Here is a 23,885-nt window from a genome sequence, read left to right as displayed (position 1 = left end):
ACCGACAGGAGGAGGACGGGATGAAGACCCGATGGAGATGGGTGCTGGCCGGCGCCGGGTTGCTGGTCGTGCTGGCGGGGTGCACGGCGAACGAGCCGAGCACCACCGAAGCCGGCAGCGGCGTGGCGGCCGGCCGTGCGGCAGTTCCGCAAGGCGCGCCGCAGCAGGGTGTGGCGACACCGGCCGAACCGCAGCAGGGCGAAACGACGAAGGCGCCCGCGCCCCCGACCGCGCAAGCGCCGGGCACGACCGACCGCAAGCTCGCCCGCAGCGCACGACTGGACCTCTCGACCCCGAAGCTCGGCGACGTCGTGTCGCGGGCGCGGGTCATCGCGACCGGGGCCGGGGGTTACACCGGCCAGGAAAGCACGCTCGAGGACTCCGCGTCGCTGAGCCTGTCGGTGCCCGCCGAGAAGCTCGACGGCGTGCTGGACCAGCTCGCCGCACTGGGGAAGGTGACCAAGCGCGAGCTGAACGTGCAGGACGTCACCGCGCAGGTGATCGACGTGGACGCGCGACTGGCTTCGCAGCGCGCGAGCGTCGACCGGATCCGCGCGTTGCTCGCGAAGGCGACGTCGATCTCGGAGATCGCGTCGGTGGAGAGTGAGCTGACGAGTCGCGAGGCCGCGCTCGAATCACTCGAACAGCAGCAGAAGGCGCTGGCCGGGTCCGTCGCCATGGCGACGGTGGCACTGTCCGTGACCGAAGTGACAGCGACCGGTCCCGGGCAGACATCGGATGACTCGGCCGGCTTCCTCCCTGGGCTGGCCGGCGGCTGGGCCGCGTTCCGGACCTTCGGTGGCGGCGTGCTGACGGTGCTGGGGGCCGTCGCGCCGTTCGCCGTTGTGCTCGGGATCCCGGCCGGCGCGCTGGTCTGGTGGTGGCGCAAGCGGCGGCGGCACGGCCCGGTCGATGAGCCGGCGGTGCACGCCGGACCCGCTGAGTAGTCCCTGACCGGGAAAGGCGGGACGGCTCGAGGGAGGGGGGAGTCGCGATCTCGAGCCGCCCCGCTGAAGTTCCCGCCGAGGTGGACCCGGTGACGAGGGGGATGCCAACGGGGCCGGCGGGCCGCGGCTCGGCAGGGGGGAGACGAGCCGCGGTCACAGCCCGCCATCAGCCGGGGAGTGCGTGGAATCCGGCTGAGCGGGACATGCCAAACCTGTCAGATGTCCACCTGTAATCACAAGACTACTCGTTACTCCGTTCGAGTGGACTTCGCTGAGTGGGATAACGGTGCGCAGCACATTGCACCCGTTTCGCTGCTTGTTGGCACACGGCCTTCTGTTCGGGTGAAGGTGTTACTATGCGGTAACACACTCTCTGTAGAACATCGTTCAAGCGGGACTCACCGGTCACCGCTCCGGTCCGCTCTGGCAGGCTGTGCGGCATGGCCGAACTTGGGACGTTGGTGCTGCTGCGTCACGGGCAGAGCACGTGGAACGCCGAAAACCTGTTCACCGGATGGGTGGATGTGCCGCTGTCGGAGACCGGTGAGCGCGAAGCCCGGCAGGGCGGACAGCTGCTGGCCGAGGCGGAGCTGCTGCCGGACGTCGTGCACACGTCGCTGCTGCGCCGCGCGATCGGCACGGCGAACATCGCGCTCGACGCCGCCGACCGGCACTGGATCCCCGTGAAGCGCAACTGGCGGCTCAACGAGCGCCACTACGGGGCGCTGCAGGGCAAGAACAAGAAGCAGACGCTGGAGGAGTTCGGCGAGGACCAGTTCATGCTCTGGCGCCGCTCCTACGACACCCCGCCGCCGCCCATCGACCCAGCCGACGAGTTCAGCCAGGCCGGCGACCCGCGCTACGCCGACCTCGGCGACTCCGCACCGCTGACCGAGTGCCTCAAGGACGTCGTCGAGCGCCTCCTGCCGTACTGGGAGGCCGAGATCGTGCCCGACCTGCGCGCCGGCAAGAACGTGCTCATCGCGGCGCACGGCAACTCGCTGCGCGCCCTCGTCAAGCACCTCGACGGCATCTCCGACGCCGACATCGCGGCCCTGAACATCCCGACCGGCATCCCGCTGCGCTACGACCTCACCGACGACCTCAAGCCCGCGAAGCCGGGCGGCGTGTACCTCGACCCCGAGGCCGCCGAAGAGGCCGCGGCCGCGGTGGCGAACCAGGGTAGGTGACATTTGCCTCGGCTTTGCCGGGGCGGCGAGGTGGCTTGGACCCGGTTTCTTCCTTTCCGATGTGCTCGGCTCGGGGGGTCGAGCACGTCGGACAGTCCAGACATCCGGCGCGGTCTCGCGGTGTGGCGAGGTGCGTGCACGGCAGTTGTAGGTCGCGGTGGCTGTTCTTGCGGCAGCGGTACCGGCGCTGGGTCCGGGCGCTGGCTCGAGATCGCGGTGTTGTCTGTCGCGGCTGCGCCGGGGCGGCGGGATCGCGTAAACCCGGTTCCTTCACGAGTCCGGGATCCGGGGCGGGCTCGCGGTGTGGTTGAGGTGCGTGCGCGTCGGCGAGCGGTTAGTCGTGGCTGATCGTGCGGCAGCGGCACCAGCGCTCGGTACGCGAACAGGGGCGGGTCTCGGGGTGTTGGCTGCCTCGCCTTGTTGGGGCGGCGGGATGCGTGACTTCGGCTTTGGCTTCGCTGGGGCGGCGAGGTGGCTTGGACCCGGTTTCTTCCTTTCCGATGTGCTCGGCTCGAGGGGTCGAGCACATCGGACAGTCCAGAAATCCGGCGCGGTCTCGGGTGTGGGCAGCAGGGGCTGGTGACCGGTCGCGAACGACGAAGGCCACCGCTCGCGGGCGGTGCCCTTCGTCGTGTCGGGTGGCGGGTCAGGTCTGGGAGGCGCCGATGGACTCGATGCCGGAGACCTTCCAGGTGGCGCCCTGGCGCACGAGCGTGAGCTGCACGTTGAGGCGGCGGTCCTGGGTGCCGCCCTTCTGCTGCGTCGACACGATCGCGCCGAGCAGTACGGTGGCCTGCTTGCCGTCCGCGCTCGCCGACGTGAGCGCGGCGACCGACTGCGGGTCGAGCGAGGTCTTCGTGCCGCTCGCCTTCATGCTGTCGACGGTGTGGGCGCGGTCGGTGCGGAACTGGCTGAGCAGCGGGTCGGCGGCCACGCTCTCGTAGCGGTCGTAAACGGCGTCGGCGTTCTGGGCATCGAGGGTGAGCAGGATCGCGCCCTCCTGGTGCGCTGCGGCGAGCGCCGAGTCACGCGTGGCAGCGGCGCCCGAGCCGCCCGTCGGCGCGAGGACGCCGCGTGGGTCGAAGTTGAGGTCGGTGAGCTGCCAGTGACCGCCCGCCGGCACGGCGGTGACCAGCAGCAGCGCCGTGGCGGCGTTCTGCTTGCCGTCGGGCGTCGAGCTCTGCTGGCTCGCGACCACGAGCACCTTCGCGCTGCGCGGCTGCAGCTCGGCGACGCCGGTCGAGAGCACCTGCGTCTTCGTCTTCACCGGAGTGGTCTTGACCTGCGCGAAGGTCTGGTCGAACTGCGTGCGGGCCGCCCCGGCGAGGTACTCCTGCTCGGTCTTCGCGACCGCGTCCTGGTTCGTCGAGTCGTAGGTGAAGGCGGTCTCCACGGCCTGCTTGACCCCAGTCGTGGCGGCCGTGGTCGCGGCGGTGTCCACGAACGCGAGGTTCGCGGGCTGGGGCGGGTTCGGCGGGGTGGGCGGCGCGGCCACGGTGCTGCTGCACCCGGCGGCGAGCAGCGCGAGCCCGGCGACGGTGGCGCGCTTCACAGCAGACCGGCCTCCCGCGCGCGGGCGCCGGCCTGGAACCGCGAGCTCGCGCCGAGCGCGGCCATCAGCTCCGCGACGTAGCGGCGGTAAGTCCGCAGGCCCACGCCCATCTCGCGAGCCGCGGTCTCATCGGTGCAGCCCGACGACAGCAGGTCCAGCAGCCGCGGCGTGTGCTGCCGCAGCTCGGCGAAGCGCGCCTCGAAGGCCGCGAGGTCCGTCGACGAGCGCCACGCGGCCTCGAACAGCGACTTGATGCCGTTGACCAGGTCGGGTCGCGAAAGGACGGTGTAGTCGCGGCCGTCGGGCGTGGCCTCGGCCGCGAGGATCGCGAGGCGGCCGTCGAGGATGATCGTCTCGTTGATCTCGCGCTCGCTGATGCGGATCTCGGCGCCGACGTCCTGCAGCGCGCGCAGGTGGGCCGCGCTGGACGGGTCGAGCAGCACCTGGGGCAGGTAGATCTTGCGCGCCCGCCGGCCCTGCACGCTGCGCAACGCGTCTTCGCGCTGCTGCGGCGCCGGGTGGGTGGATGCCCACGTGTACAGGTTGTTCGCGGCGCACGCGATGTCCGTCGCCGCGGCGAACAGGTGGGCGGTGCGGTCGAACAGCTCGCGTTCGCCGCGCACGGTCACGACGTCGTCGGCTCTGGTCACGCACCCCAGTGTCACGCGCTCGCCCGGCCGCGGCCACCAGGGGGTGGCAGCTTCCTGCCAAACGCGGCGGCGCCTGTGGCGGCCGACCAGGCTGGAAACCATGACAGAAACCGCAGTCCACGCTTCGGCTGCCGGGAAGTGGCAGCTGGGTTCGCTCACCGTGAACCGCCTCGGCTTCGGCGCGATGCGCCTCTTCCCGTTCAACGGCGGCACGGCCGCCGACCGCGAACGGGCCATCACCGTGCTGCGCCGCGCGATCGAGCTCGGGGTGGACCACATCGACACGGCCGCGTTCTACTTCACGCCGCAGTTCTCGGCCAACGAGATCATCAACACCGCGCTGGCGCCCTACCCGGACGACCTCGTGCTCACCACCAAGGTCGGCCCCGGCCGCGACCCGTCGGGCGAATTCCTGCCCTTCGCCCGGCCCGACCAGCTGCGCGGCCAGGTCGAGGAGAACCTGCGCCAGCTCGCACGCGACCACGTCGACGTCGTGAACCTGCGCATCGGCACCGGTCTGGACCGCGGCTCGGGCTCGCTCGCGGAACACTTCGGCGCGCTCGCCGAGCTGCGGACGGCGGGCCTGGTCCGTGAGGTGGGGATCTCGAACGTCGGGCCCGCGCACCTGAAGGAGGCGCTGGAGATCGCGCCCGTCGTGTGCGTGCAGAACCAGTACGGCCTGTCCGCCCGGCGGGAGGACGACGAGCTCCTGCGCCTGTGCGGCGAGCACGGCGTGGCGTTCGTGCCGTTCTTCGCCGTCGCGAGTGGACAACCCGGTGGACAGCCGGACGCCGCCGAGCAGCGCGTGGCCACCGTCGCGAAACGCCACGACGCGACCCCGGCCCAGGTGCGGCTCGCGTGGACACTCGCGCAGGGCGATCACGTGCTCGCGATCCCGGGCACGAGCAACCCGGCGCACCTCGAGCAGAACCTCGCCGCCGGGGCGATCCGGCTGACCGAAGAGGATCTTGCCGAGCTCGACGGAGCGTGAACATCCGTCCGGAATGTCTCGAGAGGGTGAACAGGGCCTGACACCAGGGCGAACATGTCGCCCGCAGGTGTCACGCGCCTCACGACAGGGCTTCCAGGACTGGTCCGAAAGGCTACCGGGATGCTTACGATTCCTTCGTGACCACGCCTGTTGTCCTGTTGACGGCCATCGGCGCTCTTGTCGTCGGCGCGGTCGCGGGGTTCCTGATCGCCCGGGCGCGGGCCCGTAAGGAGACGGCCCGGCCGGCGGGACCGACCGTGGCCGAGCTCCTCGAACGGCTGATCCGGTCGTCGAGCAGCGGCATCATCGTGCTCAACCGGTTCGGCGATCTCGTGCTGCACAACCCGCGGGCCTACGAGCTCGGCCTGGTGCGCGTGAACCAGGCCGACCCGCGGGCCCGCGCGGCCGCGGAGCAGGTGGTGGAGACCGACGAGCCGATGGAGATCGACCTCTCCCCGCTCGAAAGCCGCGGCCGGCGCCAGCCCGAGGCCGTGCTCGGTGAGGTCCGCCCGCTCGGCGACGGGTTCACCGTGGTCGAGGCCGTCGACCACTCCGAGGCGATCCGGCTCGAGGCCGTGCGGCGCGACTTCGTCGCCAACGTCAGCCACGAGCTCAAGACCCCCGTCGGCGCGATCGCGCTGCTCACCGAGGCCGTGCTCGACGCCGCCGAAGACGTGGAGGAGGTCCGCCGCTTCGGCAGCAAGATCCTGCGCGAGTCCACGCGGCTGGGCACGCTCGTCACCGAGCTCATCGCGCTCTCGCGCCTGCAGGGCGCCGAGCGGCTGCCGGACCTGAACGTTGTCGAGGTCGACGCCGTCGTCCGCGAGGCCCTTGGCCGGACAACGTTGTCAGCCGAGCGCGCCGAAATCACCATCACCACCGACGCGGCCAGCGGCCTGCTCATCGAGGGCGACCGGACGCTGCTGGTCACCGCGCTGTCGAACCTGCTGGAGAACGCCGTCGCGTACTCGCCGCCGGGCAGCCCGGTGTCGATCTCGCGCCGGCTCGCCGACGGCATGGTCGAGATCGCCGTGACCGACCGCGGCATCGGCATCGCCGAGGACGAGCAGCAGCGCGTGTTCGAGCGCTTCTACCGCGCGGACAAGGCAAGGTCGCGCGCCACCGGCGGCACCGGTCTCGGCCTCGCGATCGTGAAGCACGTCGCCGCCAACCACGGCGGTTCGGTGGGCCTGTGGAGCCGGCCCGGCACCGGATCGACGTTCACGTTGCGGATCCCCGCCCACGTGCGCCCGGTGCCCGCCGACGACGCGGCGCGTGGTGCCGCAGGGAACGGTGCCGGCAAGAAGATCCCGTCGGCCGCCGCCGGGCGGCAGGACAAGACCCCCGAGCGGACACCCCGGCTCGTGGCAACCGGGCAGGAGCACTCCGGCCCAGACCATGGAGGAAACCTGTGACGAGGGTTCTCATAGTCGAGGACGAAGAGTCCTTCGCCGACCCGCTCGCCTTCCTGCTGCGCAAGGAGGGTTTCACGGCCGCGGTGGCCGGGACGGGACAGCAGGCGCTCGAGGAGTTCGACCGCAACGGCGCCGACATCGTGCTGCTCGACCTGATGCTGCCGGGTATGAGCGGCACCGACGTGTGCAAGCAGCTGCGGCAGCGTTCGGCCGTGCCGGTGATCATGGTGACCGCGCGCGACAGCGAGATCGACAAGGTCGTGGGCCTGGAGCTCGGTGCCGACGACTACGTGACGAAGCCGTACTCGGCGCGTGAGCTCATCGCGCGCGTCCGCGCGGTGCTGCGCCGCGGCGGCGAGCCGGGCGCCGAGGGCGAGCTCGCGCCGCTGGTGCTCTCGGCCGGCCCGGTGCGGATGGACGTCGAGCGGCACGTGGTGACCGTCGACGGCGCCGAGGTGTCGCTGCCGCTCAAGGAGTTCGACCTGCTCGAGTACCTCCTGCGCAACGTGGGCCGCGTGCTCACGCGCGGGCAGCTGATCGACCGCGTGTGGGGCGCCGACTACGTGGGCGACACCAAGACGCTCGACGTCCACGTGAAGCGCCTGCGCTCCAAGATCGAGCCCGATCCGGGCTCGCCGCGCCACCTCGTGACGGTGCGCGGTCTCGGGTACAAGTTCGAGACGTGAGCCCGCGGTAGGGAAAGCACCGGAAGGCGGCCGGGGTGGCTGGGTTTTTTCCGGCCGTCCCGGCCGTTTCCGCTCCTGGGGAAACGCGTGATTTTTTCACCCTGCGCGGGCGTTCGGGCACACAGAGTCGAGCCCGGACCGAGTGGTGTTGGTTACAGTTTCGAGACCTGGCTGTGGGACCGGTACGCTGGATCCTCGTGCGCCTAGGGGTACTCGACGTCGGGTCCAACACCGTCCACCTGCTGGTGGTCGACGCCCATCGTGGCGCGCACCCGACGCCCATGCACTCGGAGAAGACCGTCCTGCGGCTGGCCGAGCAGATCACCCGCACCGGCGAGCTGAGCCGCGCGGGAGCCGACGGGCTGGTGCGGGCAGTCGAGGCGGCCAAGGCCTCGGCCCGGCGGCTCGGGTGTGAAGAGGTCATGGCGTTCGCCACCTCGGCCGTGCGCGAAGCCAAGAACTCGGCGAAGGTCCTCGCCCGCGTGGCCGAGGAGACCGGTGTCGAGCTCAAGGTGCTCTCGGGCGCCGATGAGGCGCGCCTCACGTTCCTCGCCGTGCGGCGGTGGTTCGGCTGGTCGGCCGGGCAGCTGCTGGTGCTGGACATCGGCGGCGGCTCGCTGGAGGTCGCGATGGGCCGCGACGAGGAACCTGTGCTCGCGGAGTCGCTGCCGCTGGGCGCGGGGCGCATTACGCGCACGCGCTTCCGCCACGACCCGCCCACGCGCTCGGAGGTTGTGGCGACCTCGGCGTGGCTGGACGACGAGCTCAGCGCGCTCGCGAAGAAAGTCGCCAAATGGGGTGAACCGGATCGGGTCGTGGCGACCTCGAAGACGTTCCGCTCGCTGGCCCGGCTGGCCGGCGCCGCCCCGTCGGCGGCTGGGCCCCGGGTGCGCCGTACGCTCACGGACACCGCGTTGCGCCAGCTCATCGCCTTCATTTCCCGCATGTCCTCGGCTGACCTCGCAGAACTCGAGGGCGTCGGCTCGAGCCGGTCGCACCAGCTCGTGGCCGGCGCGCTGGTGGCGCAGGCCGCCATGCGGGCACTCTCCCTGGCGGAACTCGAGATTTGCCCGTGGGCGCTGCGAGAGGGTGTCATCCTGCGCCGGTTGGACCACTCGAACGGTGCGGACGAAACCGGGGCCGCCCTCACCGGCGTTTCGGCGAACGGGGAGGACCGGTGACAGCAGTGGACTGGACTTCGGTGAAGGAAAACAGGCACGGTGAAGAGGTGACGGACATGCACTGCACGGTGTTCAGCGCGCGCGGCGCCGCCTGCGTCCGGCCGCAGGCACCTGCCGTGGCCAACCCCGAGCGCGCTTTGGACAGCACGGTATGACCGACGACAACGGCACCCCGCCGCAGAAGACCGTGGCCGAACTGCTCGCCCAGCACGGGCAGCAGGTCGATGGCGGACGGCGGCGCAGGCGCCGCGCGGCCGAAGACGACGACGCTCCCGAACCGGGCGGTCGCCGCGCTCCCGGCGTGAGCGACACCGCTCCGCAGGCGATCATCGACCGGGTGACCTCCGACGGGGGCACCCCGCCGCCGCCCTCGCGCAACGCGGGTGGCCGGCGTCGCTCCGACGGTCCCGCCGCCCCGGCGCCGCGGCCCGTGCCGCCGGAGTCGGGGCCGCTGCAGCGGCCGCAGCCGCGTCCGCAGGACACCGGCTACGCGCGTCCGCCGGCTCCTCCGGCGCCGCCCGGGCCGCCGGCACCGCCGCAGGAATCGGGTCAGTTCGCCCGGCCGCCGGCTCCCCCGCAGGATTCGGGGCAGTTCCCGGCTCGGCCGCAGGACACCGGGTACGCGCGTCCGCCGGCCCCGCCCGGACCGCCCGCGCCGCCGCAGGAATCGGGTCAGTTCGCCCGGCCGCAGGAGTCCGGCCAGATGCCGGTGCCGCCGCGGGCGCGGGCTACGCGTCAGCAGCCCGTGCCGCCGCCCGCCCCGCCGCAGGCTCCGCCGCCGGGTGCGGCGGAGGAGACGCGCAACCAGGTCCCGCCCGTCCGGCGCCGCCCGGGCCCGCCGCCCGCACCGGGTGGCACCCTCGCCTCGCGCCTCGACGGGCTCGACGGCACGCCGGACGCCGACGTGCCGGAGCCGCCGGCGCCACCCGCTCCGCCGATGGCGAGCGGGGCGTTCCCGGCGGGCGCGCCACAGCGTCCGCGCCGCGCGCCCGCGCGCCGTCCCGCACCGCCGCAGGACCCGCACACGGAGCAGTTCGACGCCGTGGCCGGGGTCGAACCGGATGCGTCCGGCGCGCCGGACGGTCCACCGGCTTCGCCGGCCGGGCTGGCGGGGTGGCGCAAACGCCGTCAGCAGGAGCAGCTGGAGGACACGGAGATCGGCGTGATGCCGGTCGTGCCGCCGGGACAGCAGGAAGCCGACGACGACTACGTCGACGACTACCCCGAGGACGACTACCCGGCGGCTCCCGGTGGCGACTACGACGGCGGCCCGCCCACGATGGCGGCCGAGTTCGACGGCGGCCCGCCGACCATGGGCTATCCGGCGCCGATGCCGTTCGCCCCGGGCGGCCGGCAGGACGGGCCCATCGAAGACGACCTGTCGGAGTACGAGGCCGAGTTCGACCACGCGGCCTACCCCGACGGCTCGCCGGACTTCGACGGCGAGGACTACGGCTACGACCACCAGGGCGACTACGAGGACGACTACGACGACGAAGCGCCCGCCGGCGTCGCCACCACCCCGGCCCCCGAGGAGGAGCCCGCCTCCACCGCCTCCGCGGGCAAGCAGTGGTTCACCCTGGCGATCCAGCTGGCGCTCGGTGTCATCGGCGGCGCCGCGGTGTGGCTCGGCTTCAACTGGCTCTGGGTCAACCTGGCGCCGGCCGCGCTCGTGGGCGCCGTGGTGGTCATCGTGGCGCTCGTGTGGATCGTCCGGAAGATCCGCCGGGCCGAAGACCTGCAGACCACACTGCTGGCCATCCTGGTGGGCTTGGTGGTGACGGTGTCACCCGCCGCGCTGCTCCTGGTCGGGCGCTAGCCCACCCGGTCGCTTCGAGAACTCCCGGTCCGCTTCGGCGGGCCGGGAGTTTTCGTCTTCGCACCCGGGACACAGGGCTCAGCGCGCGCCTTCAGACCACCCGTCTGCGGGAGTGGTGTTTGCAACTGGTGGTCAGCCGACGCCAGGCCGGCACTGGCTGACCAGCGCTTCGGCGACGCGAAGTGTGTGCGGCCGGGGACACCTACGGTCGGTTCGGCGACCGCCGACCGGACCCGAGTGTTGCCGGCCGGGAACACCTCGCCCGGGCGGCAGGGAGCCGACCGGCGCCGAAGCCGACCGGCGTGTTCGCAGCCGGGAACACCGTAATCCGGCCGCCTGCCGCACGCCGACGACGCACCGGATCCCGGCAGGGCAGGATGTCCCCCGTGAGCGCGCCTGAGATCCCCGTGGGGTTGAGCACTGCGTCGGTCTGGCCCTTGCGGGCGGGGGCGGCGTTCGAGCTCGCGGCGGAGCTCGGGTACGACGGCGTCGAGGTCATGGTGTGGGCCGATCCGATCAGCCAGGACGTCGCGGCGGTGCGGCGGTGGTCGAAGCGCACCGGGGTGCCCATCCTGTCGATCCACTCCCCGTCGCTGCTGATCACGCAGCGGATCTGGTCACCCGATCCCGAGGTCAGGCTGCGGAAGTCCGTGGAGGTGGCGCTGGAGCTGGGAGCCCGCACGGTCGTGGTGCACCCGCCGTTCCGGTGGCAGCGCCGGTACGGCGACGCGTTCGGGGACCTCGTCGACGAGCTCGAGCAGGACACGGGCATCGAGGTCGCCGTGGAGAACATGTTCAAGGTGCGGCCGCCGGGTGGGTCGCGCAACTCGCGGGTGTCCGCGTTCCGGCCGTCGATCGACCCGACGGACGTCGGGTTCCGGCACTACACACTTGATCTTTCCCACAGCGCCGCGGCGCGGATGGACGCGCTCGAGCTCGCCGAGCGGATGGGCGCGGGCCTGAGCCACGTCCACCTGGCCGACGGCACCGGCATCCCTAAGGACGAGCACCTCATCCCCGGCCACGGCGGGCAACCGTGCGCCGAGCTGCTGGAGAAGCTGGTCAGCGACGGTTTCGCCGGCCAGGTCGTGCTCGAAGTCAACACGCGCAGCGCCGGGACGCAGGCCGCGCGGGCCCGCGCGCTCGCCGAGGCGCTGCTGTTCGCGCGGTTGCACCTCGGACAGTGACCTGGTCGTTAGCATGATCGGCTGTCCGGGCGGTCCCCGGCCCCGGTGCACCCTCATCCGGCTCATCCACACGTAAAGTGCCGACCGTGAACTCGTTGCGACCGTTGAACTTCGCCGCTGTACCCGGGCCGGGCCGGACCGCCGTGGCCGGCCGTTCGTGAGCCGCGTCGAGCAGACGGAGACGGCCTTCGACGCGGCTACGGCGGTCCGTTCTCTCGGGGACGGGACCTTCACGGCCACGTTGAAGGCGGAGTGGTCGATCGCGAACCACCCCCACGGCGGATTCCTCCTGGCACTGCTCGCCAAGGCCGCGACGGCCGTCCTGCAGGAGCGCGGCGAACCCACCGCCGAACCGCTCGTGGTCAACGCCGAGTTCCTGCACGCGCCCGCGCTCGGGCCCGTGCTGCTGCGCACCGACGTCCGCAAGGTCGGCCGCCGCGCGTCCGTCGTGTCCGTGACGCTGGAGCAGCGCGGCCGCAGCTGCGTCGAGGCACGCGTGACGACCGGCCGGCTCCCGATGCGCCGCCCCGAGTGGAGCGACGTGCCGCAGCTGCCCGCCGACCCGCCGGCCGGCGCCGTGCCGGTCGCCGCGGAGACGTCCGAAGGCCGCTTCCACCTGGCGGAGTTCCTCGAGGTCCGCGTCGACCCCGCGACGGCGGGCTACCTCGTCGGCCGCGACGGCGACCCGCCGCGGCTGAAGCTGTGGGTGCGCCCGCGCGACGGCGCCGGCGACGTCTACTTCGCCCTCCTCGCAGGCGATCTCAACCCGCCCGTGGTGGCCAACCTCGGCCGCGTCGGCTGGGCGCCCACCGTGCAGCTCACGGCCTACCTGCGCACCCGCCCGGCGCCCGGCTGGCTGCGGATCCTCGTCGAATCGCGTTCGGTCAACGAGGCCTGGTTCGACTCCGACGCCACGGTCGTCGACTCCCAGGGCCGCCTCGTCGCGCAGGCGCGGCAGCTGGCGCTCGCCCCGGCGCCCCAGTCCTGACGCGCGTTTGGCACGCTGAGCGCCATGAGTGTCATCGCCGTGCTGGGAGCGGGAAAGATCGGGGAAGCCCTGCTGTCGGGGCTCTTGCACGGCGGCCACGCGCCCGGGGACCTGCTCTTCACCGAGCGGTACGAGGGTCGCGTCCGCGAGCTCGAGGAGCGCTACCCGGGCATGCGCGCGGTGCCCGTCGAGGAGGCCGCCAAGCGCGCGGACGTGCTCGTCGTCGCAGTGAAGCCGCAGGACATCGACCCGGTGCTGGCCGAGCTCGCGCCGCTGCTCGGGTCGTCGTCGCTGGTCGTGTCGCTGTGCGCCGGGCTGCCGACGGCGCTGTACGAGCGGCGGCTGGCCGACGGTGTGCCGGTGGTCCGCGTGATGCCGAACACGCCGATGCTCGTCGGCGAGGCCATGAGCGCCATCTCACCCGGTCGCTACGCCACCGCCGAGCACCTCACGACGGTGCGCGAGCTGCTCTCGCACGTCGGCGAGGTCGTGGAGGTGCCCGAAGCGCAGCAGGACGCCGTCACGGCGCTGTCGGGCTCCGGCCCGGCGTACTTCTTCTACCTGGTCGAGGCCATGATCGACGCCGGGATCCTGCTCGGTCTGCCGCGGGCGCTGGCGGGCCAGCTGATCATCCAGTCGGCCGTCGGCGCGGCGAAGATGCTCGCCGAGGGCAAGGACCACCCCGTGTTGCTGCGCGAGGCCGTCACGTCGCCGGCGGGCACCACCATCAACGCGATCCGCGAACTCGAGAAGCACGGCGTGCGGGCGGCGCTGCTCGACGCGATCGAAGCCGCACGGGACCGTTCGGAGGAGCTCGGGCGCGCACACGAGGACTAGCGCGTTCCGACAAAAAGGACAAAGCTCACCGGAACGGGTTCCGGCTGAAAAGAAAAGCTGCAGGTACGGGCCCATCCCGGTGACAGGCGTCGCACGAGTCCCACGAGTCCCGCTACCCTCTGGGAGAGCACGTGCGTGTCGATACCACAGGTGGGGAAGCCTCGTGGCGCGACACGTGTCGAAGGACGCGGTAATCATGTCGCCGAACAAGAAGGAGGATTTGCCCTCGGTCGGGCAGGTCCAGTTCCTAACGGTCGCCGAGGTGGCGACGCTGATGCGGGTCTCGAAGATGACCGTGTACCGCTTGGTGCACTCGGGCGAGCTCCCCGCCGTGAGAGTGGGGAAGTCGTTCCGGGTCCCTGAGAAGGCGGTGCACGAGTACCTGCAGGGCGCCTACTTCGACGTCGGATAGCAGCTCAGTGCGGCGCGCCGCTCCGTTGAGGGCGGCGGCGGGGCACGGCCCGGGCGGTCGCCGGGCATGCGCTCACCCATGCCCGCCGACCGGTCCGCGTCAGCACGCGGGTAACCTGGTAAACCGCTCGTGCCTGTGCGCTCCACCCGTTGGACGCTGCGCCGGGCAGCGTGACCGACGACGAACTGAGGAGCGCCCATGGGTTCCGTGATCAAGAAGCGCCGCAAGCGCATGTCCAAGAAGAAGCACCGCAAGCTGCTTCGCCGCACGCGAGTGCAGCGTCGCAAGGCCGGTAAGTGAGCCGGATTCGCGGCTGAAGCGTCGTGGCCCGTCCAGTCTCTGGACGGGCCACGTCCATGTTCTGGGCCGCCTCCCCCGATTGAGTGAGGCCTTCACCGCATTCCGGGCGTCCAGCTGTAAATAGCGAGTAAGACCTGGTCAGGCCACCCCTCGGCGCCAGTAACATGGCGGGTGCGTCAGCGCGATGCTTTGGCGAGTGCCTGTTCGTGGCGGGCACTTTCGCGCACCTCGGGTGAACGTCCACCCCCTCTCCACCGCCAGCCGCACCAGGGAGTCACATGCCGTCGAACATCGTGCTCGTCACCGGGGTCGCCGGCGATCTGGGCGGGAAGCTGCTCGCGCGGCTCGGCACCAACTCCGCCTTCGAACGCGTGATCGGCGTCGACACCGCCCCGCCGGCCAAGGACGTGCTGCAGCGGATGGGCCACGCGGAGTTCGTCCGCGCCGACATCCGCAACCCGCTGATCGCGAAGGTCATCAGCAGCGCCGGCGTCGACACGGTCGTGCACGCGGCGTGCCTGGCCCACCCGGCCGGGCCGAGCCGGCGGTCGGCCGTCAAGGAGCTCAACGTCATCGGCACCATGCGGCTGCTCGCGGCGTGCCAGCGCTCGCCGAAGGTGGGCAAGCTCGTGGTCAAGTCCACTGCCGCGGTGTACGGCGCGGGGGCGCGGTCGCAAGCGGTGTTCACGGAGGAGTCGGAGCTGATCCCCACGTCGTCCAGCGGGTACGCGAAGGACGCCGTGGAGGTCGAGGGCTACGTGCGCGGGCTGGCCCGGCGCCGGCCCGACATCACGGTCACACTCGCGCGCTTCGCCAACATCATCGGCCCCGAGGTCGACACCGTCCTTTCGCGCTACTTCGCGCTGCCGGTCGTGCCGACGGTCTTCGGTTACGACGCGCGGCTGCAGCTGCTGCACGCGGCCGACGCGCTGGCAGTGCTGGAACAGGCGACGCTCCACGACAAGCCAGGAGTGTTCAACGTGGCTTCGGAGGGTGTGCTGACGCTGTCGCAGGCGATCCGCCGGGCGGGCCGCCTCGGGCTGCCGATGCCGAGCGCCGTGGTTCCGTCGGTGGGCAAGGTGCTGCGGGGCGCGCGCGTGGTCGACTTCTCCGCCGACCAGGTCCGGCTGCTGAACTTCGGGCGGGTCGTGGACACCACGAAGCTCAAGAAGGAGTTCGGTTACCAGCCGCGCTTCACCACGCGTGAGGCGTTCGACGACTACATCGCGGGCCGCGGCCTGCGCCCGGTGTTCGACGGCGCCCGGCTGGCTTCGCTCGCCGGCAAGGTGCTGGTGGCCGCCGCGACCGGGCAGGCAGGCCGGTGAGCCCCGTGACGGGAAGTGAGGCGCACAGCGTGATCGAGGCCCAGGTGATTCCCTTGCACGGGCGGGGTTCTGCTACGCAGCCCGCCCCCTCGCGGGAGGGGGACGCACCGGTGGTGGCGTTCCCGGCCGCCGAGCCCCCGGTGTCCCCGGTATCACAGCCGTCGTCGCCGGAAGTGCTGCCGGAGCCGGTGCGGTCCGCGCTGACGTTCCTGCGCCACCGCCTCACGGGCGACTACACCGTCGACGAGTTCGGCTTCGACGCCGAGCTCACGGAGACCCTCGTGCTGCCGCCGCTGCGCGCGCTGTACGAGAAGTGGTTCCGCGTCGAGACCTTCGGCGTCGAGAACCTGCCGACGGCCGGCGGCGCGCTGCTCGTCTCGAACCACTCGGGCACGCTGCCGCTCGACGCGCTGATGACCGCCGTCGCCGTCCACGACGAGACGGGCGGGCGGCACCTGCGCGGGCTCGGCGCGGACCTCGTGTTCAAGCTGCCGCTGGTCGGCTCGTTCGCGCGCAAGTCGGGCCAGACACTGGCCTGCGCGGCGGACGCCGAACGGCTCCTGGCGGGAGGTGACCTCGTCGGGGTGTGGCCCGAAGGGTTCAAGGGCATCGGCAAGCCGTTCTCCTCGCGCTACAAGCTGCAACGCTTCGGCCGCGGTGGGTTCGTGTCCACCGCGATGCGCGCGGGCGTGCCGATCATCCCCGTCTCCGTGGTCGGCGCCGAAGAGACCTACCCGAAGATCGGCGACATCCCGCTGCTCGCGCGCGTGCTGGGCCTGCCGTACTTCCCCGTCACGCCGTTCTTCCCGCTCCTGGGCCCGCTGGGCGCCGTTCCGCTCCCCACGAAGTGGACCATCGAGTTCGGCGAGCCCGTCCGCACCGACGAGTACACCCCGGACGCCGTCGACGACCCGATGCTGGTCTTCACGGTGACCGATCAGGTCCGGGAGTCGATCCAGCACACGCTGTACCGCCGGTTGGCGCGGCGCAAGAACGTGTTCCGGGGTTAACGCCGCCGGTAGGCCATCCCGGCCGCGACGGCGCCGGCCACAGCGCCCGCGCCGAGGACGGACGGCACACCGATCTTCGCGGCCTTGCGGCCCGTGCGGAAGTCGCGGATCTCCCAGCCGCGGGCGCGGGCCACGTCGCGCAGGCCGCTGTCCGGGTTGACGGCCACGGCGGTGCCCACGGCCGACAGCATGGGCACGTCGTTCTGCGAGTCCGAGTAAGCCGTGCAGCGCTTGAGGTTCAGCCCTTCGCGCGAGGCCAGCGCGCGCACCGCGTGGGCCTTCGCGCGGCCGTGCAGCAGGTCGCCGACGAGGCGGCCCGTGTAAACGCCGTCCTCCGTCTCCGCGACAGTGCCCAGCGCGCCCGTCAAACCCAGCCGGCGGGAGATGATCCCCGCCAGCTCGATGGGGGTGGCGGTGACGAGCCACACGCGCTGGCCGGCGTCGAGGTGCATCTGCGCCAGCGCCCGCGTGCCGGACCAGATCTTGTCGGCCATGAGCTCGTCGTAGATCTCCTCGCTGATGCTCGTGAGCTCTTCGACGGTCCGACCGGCCACAAAGGACAGTGCGCGTTCGCGGTGGGACTTGATGTCCTCCTTGTTCTCGCGCCCGCCGATGCGGAACTTCACCTGCTGCCACACGAAACCGGCGAGGTCGGCGGACGTGAAGAACTTGCGCGCCGCGAGTCCGCGCGCGAAGTAGAAGATCGACGCGCCCATCATCATCGTGTTGTCCACGTCGAAGAACGCGGCCGCGGTCAGGTCCGGCGGCGCCGGCGGGACGGCCGGCTCGTTGGCGGTGGTCGCGGCAGCTTCGGCCGACGCCTCGCCCGCGAGCGTGGCGAGCCGTTCGAGCTCCTGACTCTTATCCTTGCCACGCCAAGCTGACACGCACACCGCCTCCACGTTCGGGCACGTCCCCGCGGCCGGGTACGACCGGGTCCTGACGGACAGCGTAGCGACCGCCCGACTCACTCGTTGGAGGTGTGGCGAGGCCCTCGATCAGGGGTTGATGCCGTCCGGGTGATCACCCGATGACGATCGGCGGCAGCCCCGGTAGCAGCGGCGGGACGGAGATCAACGGCGGTGGCGGGCTCGTCGGTGTCGGCAGGCGCGGGCTCGTCGGCGCGGTGATCGGCGGCGGGAACACCGGCGGGGTCGTCGACACGCCGGGGGCCGGCGTCGGCGACCCCGCCGCCGGTGTGCTGGACACGGCCAGGTCCGACGACGGTGCCGACGGCTCGGTCACCGGCGCACCGGGTGCGGCCGGGACGGGCGTCGCGGGCGCGGGGCTCGCCGGCGCCGGGCCGCCGGGCTGCGCGGGCTGCTGCGTGCAGGCGCCGCGCGCCGGGATCACGCCCAGCTCGTCGGAGCCGCCCGTGGTGATCTCGTAGCAGTTCAGCCGCGACACGAGCGCCGTCGTGCGCTGCTGCACCCGCGTGAGCAGGCCACGGGCGCTCGTCAGATCGGCGCGTGCCGCCGGGGGGATCCGTGCCTGTTCGGTCGCCAGCAGCTGCTCCTGCTGCCGCGTCCAGGTCGCCAGTTCCGCCAGCGGTGAGCGCCCGTTGCCGCCCGTCGCCAACGTTGTCAACGTCGTCACGCCGGCCCGGACGTCGCTGCCGAAGTCGGTGAGCGCGGTCCGGTACGCGGCCGGCGACGCGTCCGTCATGGTCCCCAGTTCGCTCACGCGGTTCCCCGCGAATTCGAGGTGCTTGCGCGCCTTGGCCTCGGCGCCGAACGTCAGGCCCAGCGCCGTTTCCTCGCCCGCGCGCTTCACGCTGTACAACGCTTCGCCCGGCACAGCTCCCCGCGAGAGCAGCAGCGTCAGCCCCACCAGGCCCAGCACGAGCGCGATGCCGGCGGCCACAAGGTCGGCCATCTTCGGCCTCCACCGCCGCCGCGCGATGGGTTCGCCCAGCCGGTCCTCGATTTCCGCCCGGATGCGCTCGCGCGTCTCCGCGTCCGGCGAGCCCGCTTCGCCCAGGGAGCGCAGGGCGGCCACCACGGCCAGCTCGTCGGCGAACTCACCGTCGCGCCGCACGGGCGAGGGATCGAGGGCGCGGTCGAACCGCTCGCTCTCGGTTCGCTCACGCGAAAACCACCCGGGCACGCCCACGGTGCTGCTCCGTCTCCACCACGCCGGCCCTGACCGCCGGTCTCGTGGAGAAACGATTAAGAACGGGCAGAAGTTACGGTTGCGCCGGGACGTGAAAAAAGTCAGCGCAACCCGGTGGGCAGCAGCTGGGCCAACCGGCGGACAGCGCGGTGCTGCAGCGCCTTGATCGCGCCCTCGTTGCGGTTCATCACCCGCGCCGTCTCGGCGACCGACAGGCCCTGAAGGAACCGCAGCACGATGCACTCGCGCTGGTCCTCGCCGAGTTCGGCGACGCAACGCAGCAGCTCCGTGCGGGTCGCGCCGGCGATGGCCTGCTGCTCGGGCCCCGCCTGTGCCGCGGGGCCGACGGGCGAGACCGGGGGCGCACCCGGTTCCGCGACCTCGTCGGTCACGACCTCCAGGCGGTACCGGCTGGACTTCACGTGGTCGAGGATCAGGTTGCGGGCGATCGTGACGAACCACGCGCCGACGTCGCGGCCCTGGTAGCTCACCGACGTGATCCGGCGCAAGGCGCGCAGGAACGTCTCGCTCGTGACGTCTTCCGCGAGGTCGCGGTCGCCGAGCCGGAACAGTGCGTAGCGGTAGACGACGTCGACGTACCGGTCGTACAGGCTGCCGAACGCAGAGGAGTCGCCCTCCTGCGCGGCGCGCACGAGGTCCCACGCCTCGGCCTTCGCGGCTTCGGCGGTGTCCGGGACGTGCGGCGTGCCCGGCGCGCGGGTCAACGGGACGGCGGCGGCCCTGCCGAACGCGCGTTCGGCGAACATGACGACGGGGCCGCGGTTCGCGGCGGTCGGGAGCGTCACCGGACGGCACCTCCTGCGGTCGCGGGGCCGCACGGGCGGTCTCCGGCGTGAGCGGTGCTCCGGGTCCTCGGGAGAGCAGGAGCGGGCCGCACTGCGTTGTCCACGACAACGACGGCGCAGCCCAGGTTCGGCACAGTGACTCCTTGTCTCCGGTCACCCGGTAGTGATCAACGCCACCCGGCGACGCAGTGCAGCATACGTGTTGTTACCGCGAAGTAGGTAGAGGTCCTGGGGTAGCGGAGGTGCGACGATCGCGCGGTGTCCCCGTGCCGGGTGACAAAATGACGAAGGGCAACGGCAGGAAAGGGGGCCCGGTGGAGGGTGTCGCGCAGCTGCTGACCGGAGCGGCGGACAGGTGGGCGGACGAAACCGCCATCACCGAGACCGGCACGGGAGCGACGCTCACCTGGCGGGAGCTCGACGAAGCGGCCCACGCGCACGCGCGGCTGCTGTGCGAGTCCGGCGTCGAGACGGGGGACCGGGTCGTGCTCCGGCTGCCGACGTCGGCCGACTTCGCCGTGGCGTTGTACGGCGTGCTGCGCGCCGGGGCGATCGCCGTGCCGCTGTCGCCGCAGGCACCCGCACCGGAGCTGAACCACCTGCTGGAGCACTGCGAAGCGCGGTTCGTCGTCCAGCGTGCCGACCTGGCCGGCACCGAGCTGCCCGAAGGCGTGACCGGCCTGCCGCCGCGCGGCACCGCCGGCGGCGAGCCCGTGGACCTCGGCCGCGCGGGCGAAGACATCGCGGTGATCTCGTACACGTCCGGCACCACCGGGCCGCCGCGCGGGGTGATGCTGTCGCACCGGGCGCTGCTGGCGAACCTCGAGCAGCTCAGCGGCGTCGAGGGGGTGCTCGGGCACGACGACCGCGTGCTCGTGACCATCCCGCTCTTCCACGTCTACGGCCTGGGCCCCGGATTGCTGCACGCCACGTCGGCCGGGGCTTCGATGGTGCTCTCGGAGCGCTTCGAGCCCGCGCGGACCCTGGCCGACTGCGCCGAGCACCGCGTGACGTCGATCGCGGGCGTACCCACGATGTACACGGAGTTCGCCGCGCTCGGCGCCGAGGAGCTGGCGCGCGGGCTCGCGACCGTGCGGATGATGACGTCGGGTGCCGCGCCGCTGCACCCGCGCGTGCTCGCCGCGATCCGCGAAGCCACCGGCCACGACGTCTACGAGGGTTACGGCCTCACCGAGTGCGCGCCCGTGGTCACGTCGACGCTGGTCACGGGGTACCCGAAGCCCGGCTCCGTCGGACGGCCGCTGCCGGGGATCGAGCTGCGGCTGGTGGACAGCGACGGCGGGGCCGAGGACGTGCCGCTCGACCCGGACGACGTCGACGACGTCTTCGAGTCCGGCGGCGACACCGGGCTCGTGTCGATCCGGGGCGCGAACCTGTTCTCCGGCTATTGGCCCGACGGGTCCCACGGACCCGACGCCGAGGGCTGGTTCCGCACCGGCGACGTCGGCTACCTCGACTCCGACGGCGACCTGCACCTCGTCGACCGCGCGAACGACCTGATCATCGTCAACGGCTTCAACGTCTACCCGCACGAGGTCGAGGACGTGATCTCGCAGCTCGAGGGCGTGGCGGAGGTCGCCGTGGTCGGGGTGGTCGACGAACGCAGCGGCGAGGCCGTGAAGGCGGTGGTGGTGCCGGCCGAAGGCGCGGCGCTGTCGGAGCAGCAGGTGACCGAGCAGTGCGCCGCGCGGCTGGCCGGGTACAAGGTGCCGCACCTCGTGGAGTTCGCGGAGACGCTGCCGCACTCGGCGACGGGCAAGCTGCGGCGGTTGAAGCTGCGCTGAGCCCTAGAATTCCGCTGTGCACAAGGTGACGGTGATGAGCCGCGCCGGCTGCCACCTCTGTGAGGTGGCCGAGGCCGACGTCGCGCGGATCTGCGGTGAGCTCGACGTGGCGTGGGAGGTCGCGGACGTCGACAGCGACCCCGAGTGGCGGGCCGAGTGGGGCGAGCAGGTGCCGGTGATCCTCATCGACGGCGCGGAACACGGGTACTGGCGGGTGGAGGAAGACCGGTTCCGGCGCGCCCTGTCGGATTGATCCCGGGTCGGTAAGCAAGCCGTAAGGGTTCCCGGCTGTTTCGGGGGCCAGACCCGCCGAAGATGGTGGGGTGAGCGCGTTGAAGGAAGCCCCTCCGGTCGTCAAGCCCCCGGAGCCGCGGCGGTTGTCGTTGCCCGTGGCGTCGCTGATCGGGCTGGCCGCCCTGGTCACCGCATTGGGCGTGGGGCATCTCATCGCCGGCTTCGTCGGTTACAACGCGTCGCCGTTCGTGGCCGTCGCCGACTTCGTGATCGCGCACAGCCCGCACGCCGTGGTCGTGTGGGCGGAGCAGACGCTGGGCACGGCGGACAAGACCGTGCTGAAGGTCGGTTTGGCGGTGGTGCTGGTGCTGTTCGCGGTGCTGGCCGGCGCCGTCTCGCGGCGGACGCCACGCGGCGGGCAGATCGTCGTGGTCGTGCTCGGCATCGCGGGCGTCGCGGCGGTCTACCAGCGCACCGACGTCGGGCAGCTCGCACTGCTGGCGCCGGTGGTCGCCCTGGTGGCTTCGGTGCTGGTGTTCACGTGGCTGCACCACTACGCGCTACCGGCACCCCCCGTCGGCCCGGCGGACGGCCCGACGCGCCGGCAGGTCCTGACGCGCGGGCTGGGCGTGGCCGCCGGCGCGGGGGTCGCCGCCGTTGCCGGCCAGGCCATTTCGAGCACCGGCAGCGCCGACCAGTCGCGCGCGGCCGTCGGTCCGCTGGTGGCCGCCCGCAAGGCCCCGCCACTGCCGCCGGACGCCGACTTCCAGAAGCTGGGTTCACCGCCGTTCATCACGCCGAACGCGGACTTCTACCGCATCGACACGGCGTTCGTGGTGCCACAGGTGCGCACGGACGACTGGAGCCTGAAGATCCACGGCATGGTCGACCGCGAGGTGTCCTTCTCGTACGCCGACATCCGCTCGCGCCCCCTCGTCGAGCGCGAGGTCACGCTGACCTGCGTTTCCAACGAAGTCGGCGGCGACCTGATCTCCACGGCCAAGTTCATCGGCGTCGACCTCGTGGACCTGCTCGACGCCGCCGGCGTGCAGCCGGCCGCGGAACAGATGTACGCCACCAGCGTCGACGGCTTCACCTGCAGCACCCCGGCGTCGGTGGCACTGGACCCGGCCCGCGGCGCCATGCTGGCGATCGGCATGAACGGCGAGCCCCTGCCCGTCGAACACGGTTTCCCCGCGCGCATCGTCATCCCGGGCCTCTACGGCTACGTGTCGGCGACCAAGTGGGTCACGGACCTCGAATTCGCCCGCTGGGACGCCCGCCAGTCCTACTGGCTCCAGCGTGGCTGGGCCGAACAGGCGCCCATCAAAACCGAATCCCGGATCGACACCGCCACGGCCACCGGGGGCAAGCTGCGGGTCGCCGGCACCGCGTGGGCACAGCACATCGGCATTGCCAAAGTGGAGGTCCGCGTCGACCAGGGTTCGTGGCAGCCGGCGGTGCTGTCGACCGAGGTGAACAAGGACACGTGGCGCATGTGGTGGACGCAGCTGCCCATCTCGGCGGGCAGCCACACCGTGACCGTGCGGGCCACGGACCAGTCGGGCTACACCCAGACGGAAGAGGCTGCGGAACCGGTGCCGAACGGCGCTTCGGGGTGGCATTCAGTGGTGGTCAACGCGAGCTGAGCCGGGCCGCCGGTGAACGCCGTCACCGGCCCGCGACGGCGTTGACCAGCGGCACCAGCTCGGCCAGATCCGCGACAGCCGGCTCCACGCGCTCGGGCAGGAAGCGGCCGTGCTCCCAGGTTTCGAGCACGCCGGCGGCCACGCGGAACGGGCGGCGGTGCTGCTGGACCCACTGCTTCAGCTCCGGGGTGAACGAGCCGGAGGTGAACCAGTCCTGGTCGAAGGTGTCGTCGGGGGTGTCGGCGTGGAGGAAGCCCAGGCCGCGCGCGAGGTGGCTGAAGTTGTGGCGCCGGACGGCGAAGAGCTCGTGCGAGGGGAAGGGCAGGCGGACGCCGGTGAACTGCTGCCAGAACCGGCGCGCGCGGCCCAGGTTGCCGACGACCTCGCTGTATTCGAAGGAGAGCACGTCGAGGTTGTGCCGGCGGCCGGTGACGGCGTGCCAGGCGCGGCGGCGCTCGCCGTAGCCGCCGAAGGGGCGGCCGTGGCAGCGGCTCAGCAGGGCTGGCTCGTGTTCGGTGTAGGTCCAGCCGCGGTCGGCCGCGAATTTCCGGATGGCCGAGCGGCGGGCCTGGTAACCGTGCCAGCGCCAGTAGGCGTAGCCGATCGCGACGACCGCGACGATGACGTACCAGATCCAGTTGGTGGCCATGGGCCCGCGCACCTCCGAAGTCGGAACAAGCGCAGAGGATCTTGCCCGGCGCGGCCGGCACGCACGCGCGCACCCGGCCACGGTCACCTGATCGGGCGGCTGGTGTGCGCCGCGTCATGTCGATGACCAGTGACTTTGTG

General features: G+C 71.9%; 24 protein-coding genes. 18 read left to right on the top strand and 6 right to left on the bottom strand.

Annotated features, from left to right (window positions below; genetic code table 11):
- Nucleotides 1–20 precede the first annotated feature (20 nt).
- Together I6J71_RS41510 and I6J71_RS41505 are read left to right on the top strand one after the other, a co-directional pair.
- Nucleotides 21–947 carry a DUF4349 domain-containing protein gene (locus I6J71_RS41510; RefSeq protein WP_204091846.1) on the top strand — a complete coding sequence of 309 codons (927 nt, stop codon included), beginning with the start codon at nt 21–23 and terminating at the stop codon, nt 945–947.
- A gap of 440 nt (nt 948–1,387) precedes the next feature.
- On the top strand, nt 1,388–2,137 hold the full coding sequence (locus I6J71_RS41505) for a phosphoglyceromutase (protein ID WP_204091845.1): 750 nt from the start codon (nt 1,388–1,390) through the stop codon (nt 2,135–2,137).
- Nucleotides 2,138–2,783: 646 nt separating this feature from the next.
- Here I6J71_RS41505 and I6J71_RS41500 read toward each other — a convergent pair.
- A complete protein-coding gene (locus I6J71_RS41500; RefSeq protein WP_239154203.1) occupies nt 2,784–3,689 on the bottom strand; it encodes a hypothetical protein in 906 nt (301 codons plus the stop codon).
- Complete coding sequence (locus I6J71_RS41495; protein ID WP_204091844.1) at nt 3,686–4,339, bottom strand: response regulator transcription factor; 654 nt, start codon at nt 4,337–4,339, stop codon at nt 3,686–3,688. The genes I6J71_RS41500 and I6J71_RS41495 overlap by 4 nt, the downstream gene beginning before the upstream one ends.
- A gap of 100 nt (nt 4,340–4,439) precedes the next feature.
- On the opposite strand from I6J71_RS41495, the gene I6J71_RS41490 reads away from it, so the two are divergent.
- From I6J71_RS41490 to I6J71_RS41430, 13 genes are all read left to right on the top strand, one after another.
- Complete coding sequence (locus I6J71_RS41490) at nt 4,440–5,330, top strand: aldo/keto reductase (RefSeq protein WP_204091843.1); 891 nt, start codon at nt 4,440–4,442, stop codon at nt 5,328–5,330.
- 137 nt (nt 5,331–5,467) lie between these two features.
- Entirely contained in the window at nt 5,468–6,745 is a 1,278-nt protein-coding gene (locus I6J71_RS41485; protein ID WP_204091842.1) for a cell wall metabolism sensor histidine kinase WalK, read from the top strand.
- Nucleotides 6,742–7,431 carry a response regulator transcription factor gene (locus I6J71_RS41480; RefSeq protein ID WP_204091841.1) on the top strand — a complete coding sequence of 230 codons (690 nt, stop codon included), beginning with the start codon at nt 6,742–6,744 and terminating at the stop codon, nt 7,429–7,431. Before I6J71_RS41485 ends, I6J71_RS41480 begins: the two co-directional genes overlap by 4 nt.
- Before the next feature lie 197 nt (nt 7,432–7,628).
- The gene (locus tag I6J71_RS41475; RefSeq protein ID WP_204091840.1) at nt 7,629–8,612 is read left to right on the top strand and encodes a Ppx/GppA phosphatase family protein; all 984 of its coding nucleotides are present in this window, start codon (nt 7,629–7,631) and stop codon (nt 8,610–8,612) included.
- A complete protein-coding gene (locus I6J71_RS41470; RefSeq protein ID WP_204091839.1) occupies nt 8,609–8,767 on the top strand; it encodes a hypothetical protein in 159 nt (52 codons plus the stop codon). Before I6J71_RS41475 ends, I6J71_RS41470 begins: the two co-directional genes overlap by 4 nt.
- Nucleotides 8,764–10,431: a hypothetical protein gene (locus I6J71_RS41465; protein WP_204091838.1), complete on the top strand. Its 1,668-nt coding sequence runs from the start codon at nt 8,764–8,766 to the stop codon at nt 10,429–10,431. The genes I6J71_RS41470 and I6J71_RS41465 overlap by 4 nt, the downstream gene beginning before the upstream one ends.
- A 377-nt stretch (nt 10,432–10,808) precedes the next feature.
- A complete protein-coding gene (locus tag I6J71_RS41460; RefSeq protein ID WP_204091837.1) occupies nt 10,809–11,618 on the top strand; it encodes a sugar phosphate isomerase/epimerase in 810 nt (269 codons plus the stop codon).
- A 157-nt stretch (nt 11,619–11,775) separates the two neighbouring features.
- Complete coding sequence (locus I6J71_RS41455) at nt 11,776–12,606, top strand: thioesterase family protein (protein ID WP_204091836.1); 831 nt, start codon at nt 11,776–11,778, stop codon at nt 12,604–12,606.
- Nucleotides 12,607–12,630: 24 nt separating this feature from the next.
- The gene (proC, locus tag I6J71_RS41450; protein WP_204091835.1) at nt 12,631–13,443 is read left to right on the top strand and encodes a pyrroline-5-carboxylate reductase; all 813 of its coding nucleotides are present in this window, start codon (nt 12,631–12,633) and stop codon (nt 13,441–13,443) included.
- A gap of 196 nt (nt 13,444–13,639) precedes the next feature.
- Complete coding sequence (locus I6J71_RS41445) at nt 13,640–13,855, top strand: helix-turn-helix domain-containing protein (RefSeq protein WP_101436173.1); 216 nt, start codon at nt 13,640–13,642, stop codon at nt 13,853–13,855.
- A 198-nt stretch (nt 13,856–14,053) separates the two neighbouring features.
- A complete protein-coding gene (locus I6J71_RS41440) occupies nt 14,054–14,155 on the top strand; it encodes a 30S ribosomal protein bS22 (RefSeq protein ID WP_007030867.1) in 102 nt (33 codons plus the stop codon).
- A 278-nt stretch (nt 14,156–14,433) separates the two neighbouring features.
- A complete protein-coding gene (locus I6J71_RS41435; protein ID WP_204091834.1) occupies nt 14,434–15,480 on the top strand; it encodes an NAD-dependent epimerase/dehydratase family protein in 1,047 nt (348 codons plus the stop codon).
- A gap of 44 nt (nt 15,481–15,524) precedes the next feature.
- On the top strand, nt 15,525–16,490 hold the full coding sequence (locus tag I6J71_RS41430; RefSeq protein ID WP_370542251.1) for a lysophospholipid acyltransferase family protein: 966 nt from the start codon (nt 15,525–15,527) through the stop codon (nt 16,488–16,490).
- Here I6J71_RS41430 and I6J71_RS41425 read toward each other — a convergent pair.
- From I6J71_RS41425 to I6J71_RS41415, 3 genes are all read right to left on the bottom strand, one after another.
- Entirely contained in the window at nt 16,487–17,392 is a 906-nt protein-coding gene (locus tag I6J71_RS41425; RefSeq protein WP_204091832.1) for an HAD family phosphatase, read from the bottom strand. The genes I6J71_RS41430 and I6J71_RS41425 overlap by 4 nt on opposite strands.
- Before the next feature lie 121 nt (nt 17,393–17,513).
- Nucleotides 17,514–18,602, bottom strand: coding sequence for a DUF5667 domain-containing protein (locus I6J71_RS41420; RefSeq protein ID WP_204091831.1), 1,089 nt, complete (start codon nt 18,600–18,602; stop codon nt 17,514–17,516).
- 101 nt (nt 18,603–18,703) lie between these two features.
- A complete protein-coding gene (locus I6J71_RS41415) occupies nt 18,704–19,408 on the bottom strand; it encodes a sigma-70 family RNA polymerase sigma factor (protein ID WP_239154201.1) in 705 nt (234 codons plus the stop codon).
- Nucleotides 19,409–19,689: 281 nt separating this feature from the next.
- Here I6J71_RS41415 and I6J71_RS41410 point away from each other — a divergent pair, with 281 nt between their 5' ends.
- The 3 genes from I6J71_RS41410 (at nt 19,690) to I6J71_RS41400 (ending at nt 23,096) form a co-directional block, all read left to right on the top strand.
- Nucleotides 19,690–21,213, top strand: a complete 1,524-nt coding sequence (locus tag I6J71_RS41410) for an AMP-binding protein (protein WP_204097505.1) — start codon at nt 19,690–19,692, stop codon at nt 21,211–21,213.
- A gap of 34 nt (nt 21,214–21,247) precedes the next feature.
- On the top strand, nt 21,248–21,466 hold the full coding sequence (locus tag I6J71_RS41405) for a glutaredoxin family protein (protein WP_204097504.1): 219 nt from the start codon (nt 21,248–21,250) through the stop codon (nt 21,464–21,466).
- Nucleotides 21,467–21,536: 70 nt separating this feature from the next.
- A complete protein-coding gene (locus I6J71_RS41400) occupies nt 21,537–23,096 on the top strand; it encodes a molybdopterin-dependent oxidoreductase (RefSeq protein WP_204091830.1) in 1,560 nt (519 codons plus the stop codon).
- Nucleotides 23,097–23,118: 22 nt separating this feature from the next.
- Here the strand turns inward: I6J71_RS41400 and I6J71_RS41395 are convergent, their stop codons facing one another.
- Nucleotides 23,119–23,745: a hypothetical protein gene (locus tag I6J71_RS41395; RefSeq protein WP_204091829.1), complete on the bottom strand. Its 627-nt coding sequence runs from the start codon at nt 23,743–23,745 to the stop codon at nt 23,119–23,121.
- Nucleotides 23,746–23,885: the final 140 nt, after the last annotated feature.

The sequence above is a fragment of the Amycolatopsis sp. FDAARGOS 1241 genome (genome assembly GCF_016889705.1).
Classification (GTDB): Bacteria; Actinomycetota; Actinomycetes; order Mycobacteriales; family Pseudonocardiaceae; genus Amycolatopsis.
Note: the sequence above shows the minus strand (reverse complement) of the source record. Positions and strands in the feature narration are given on the sequence as shown.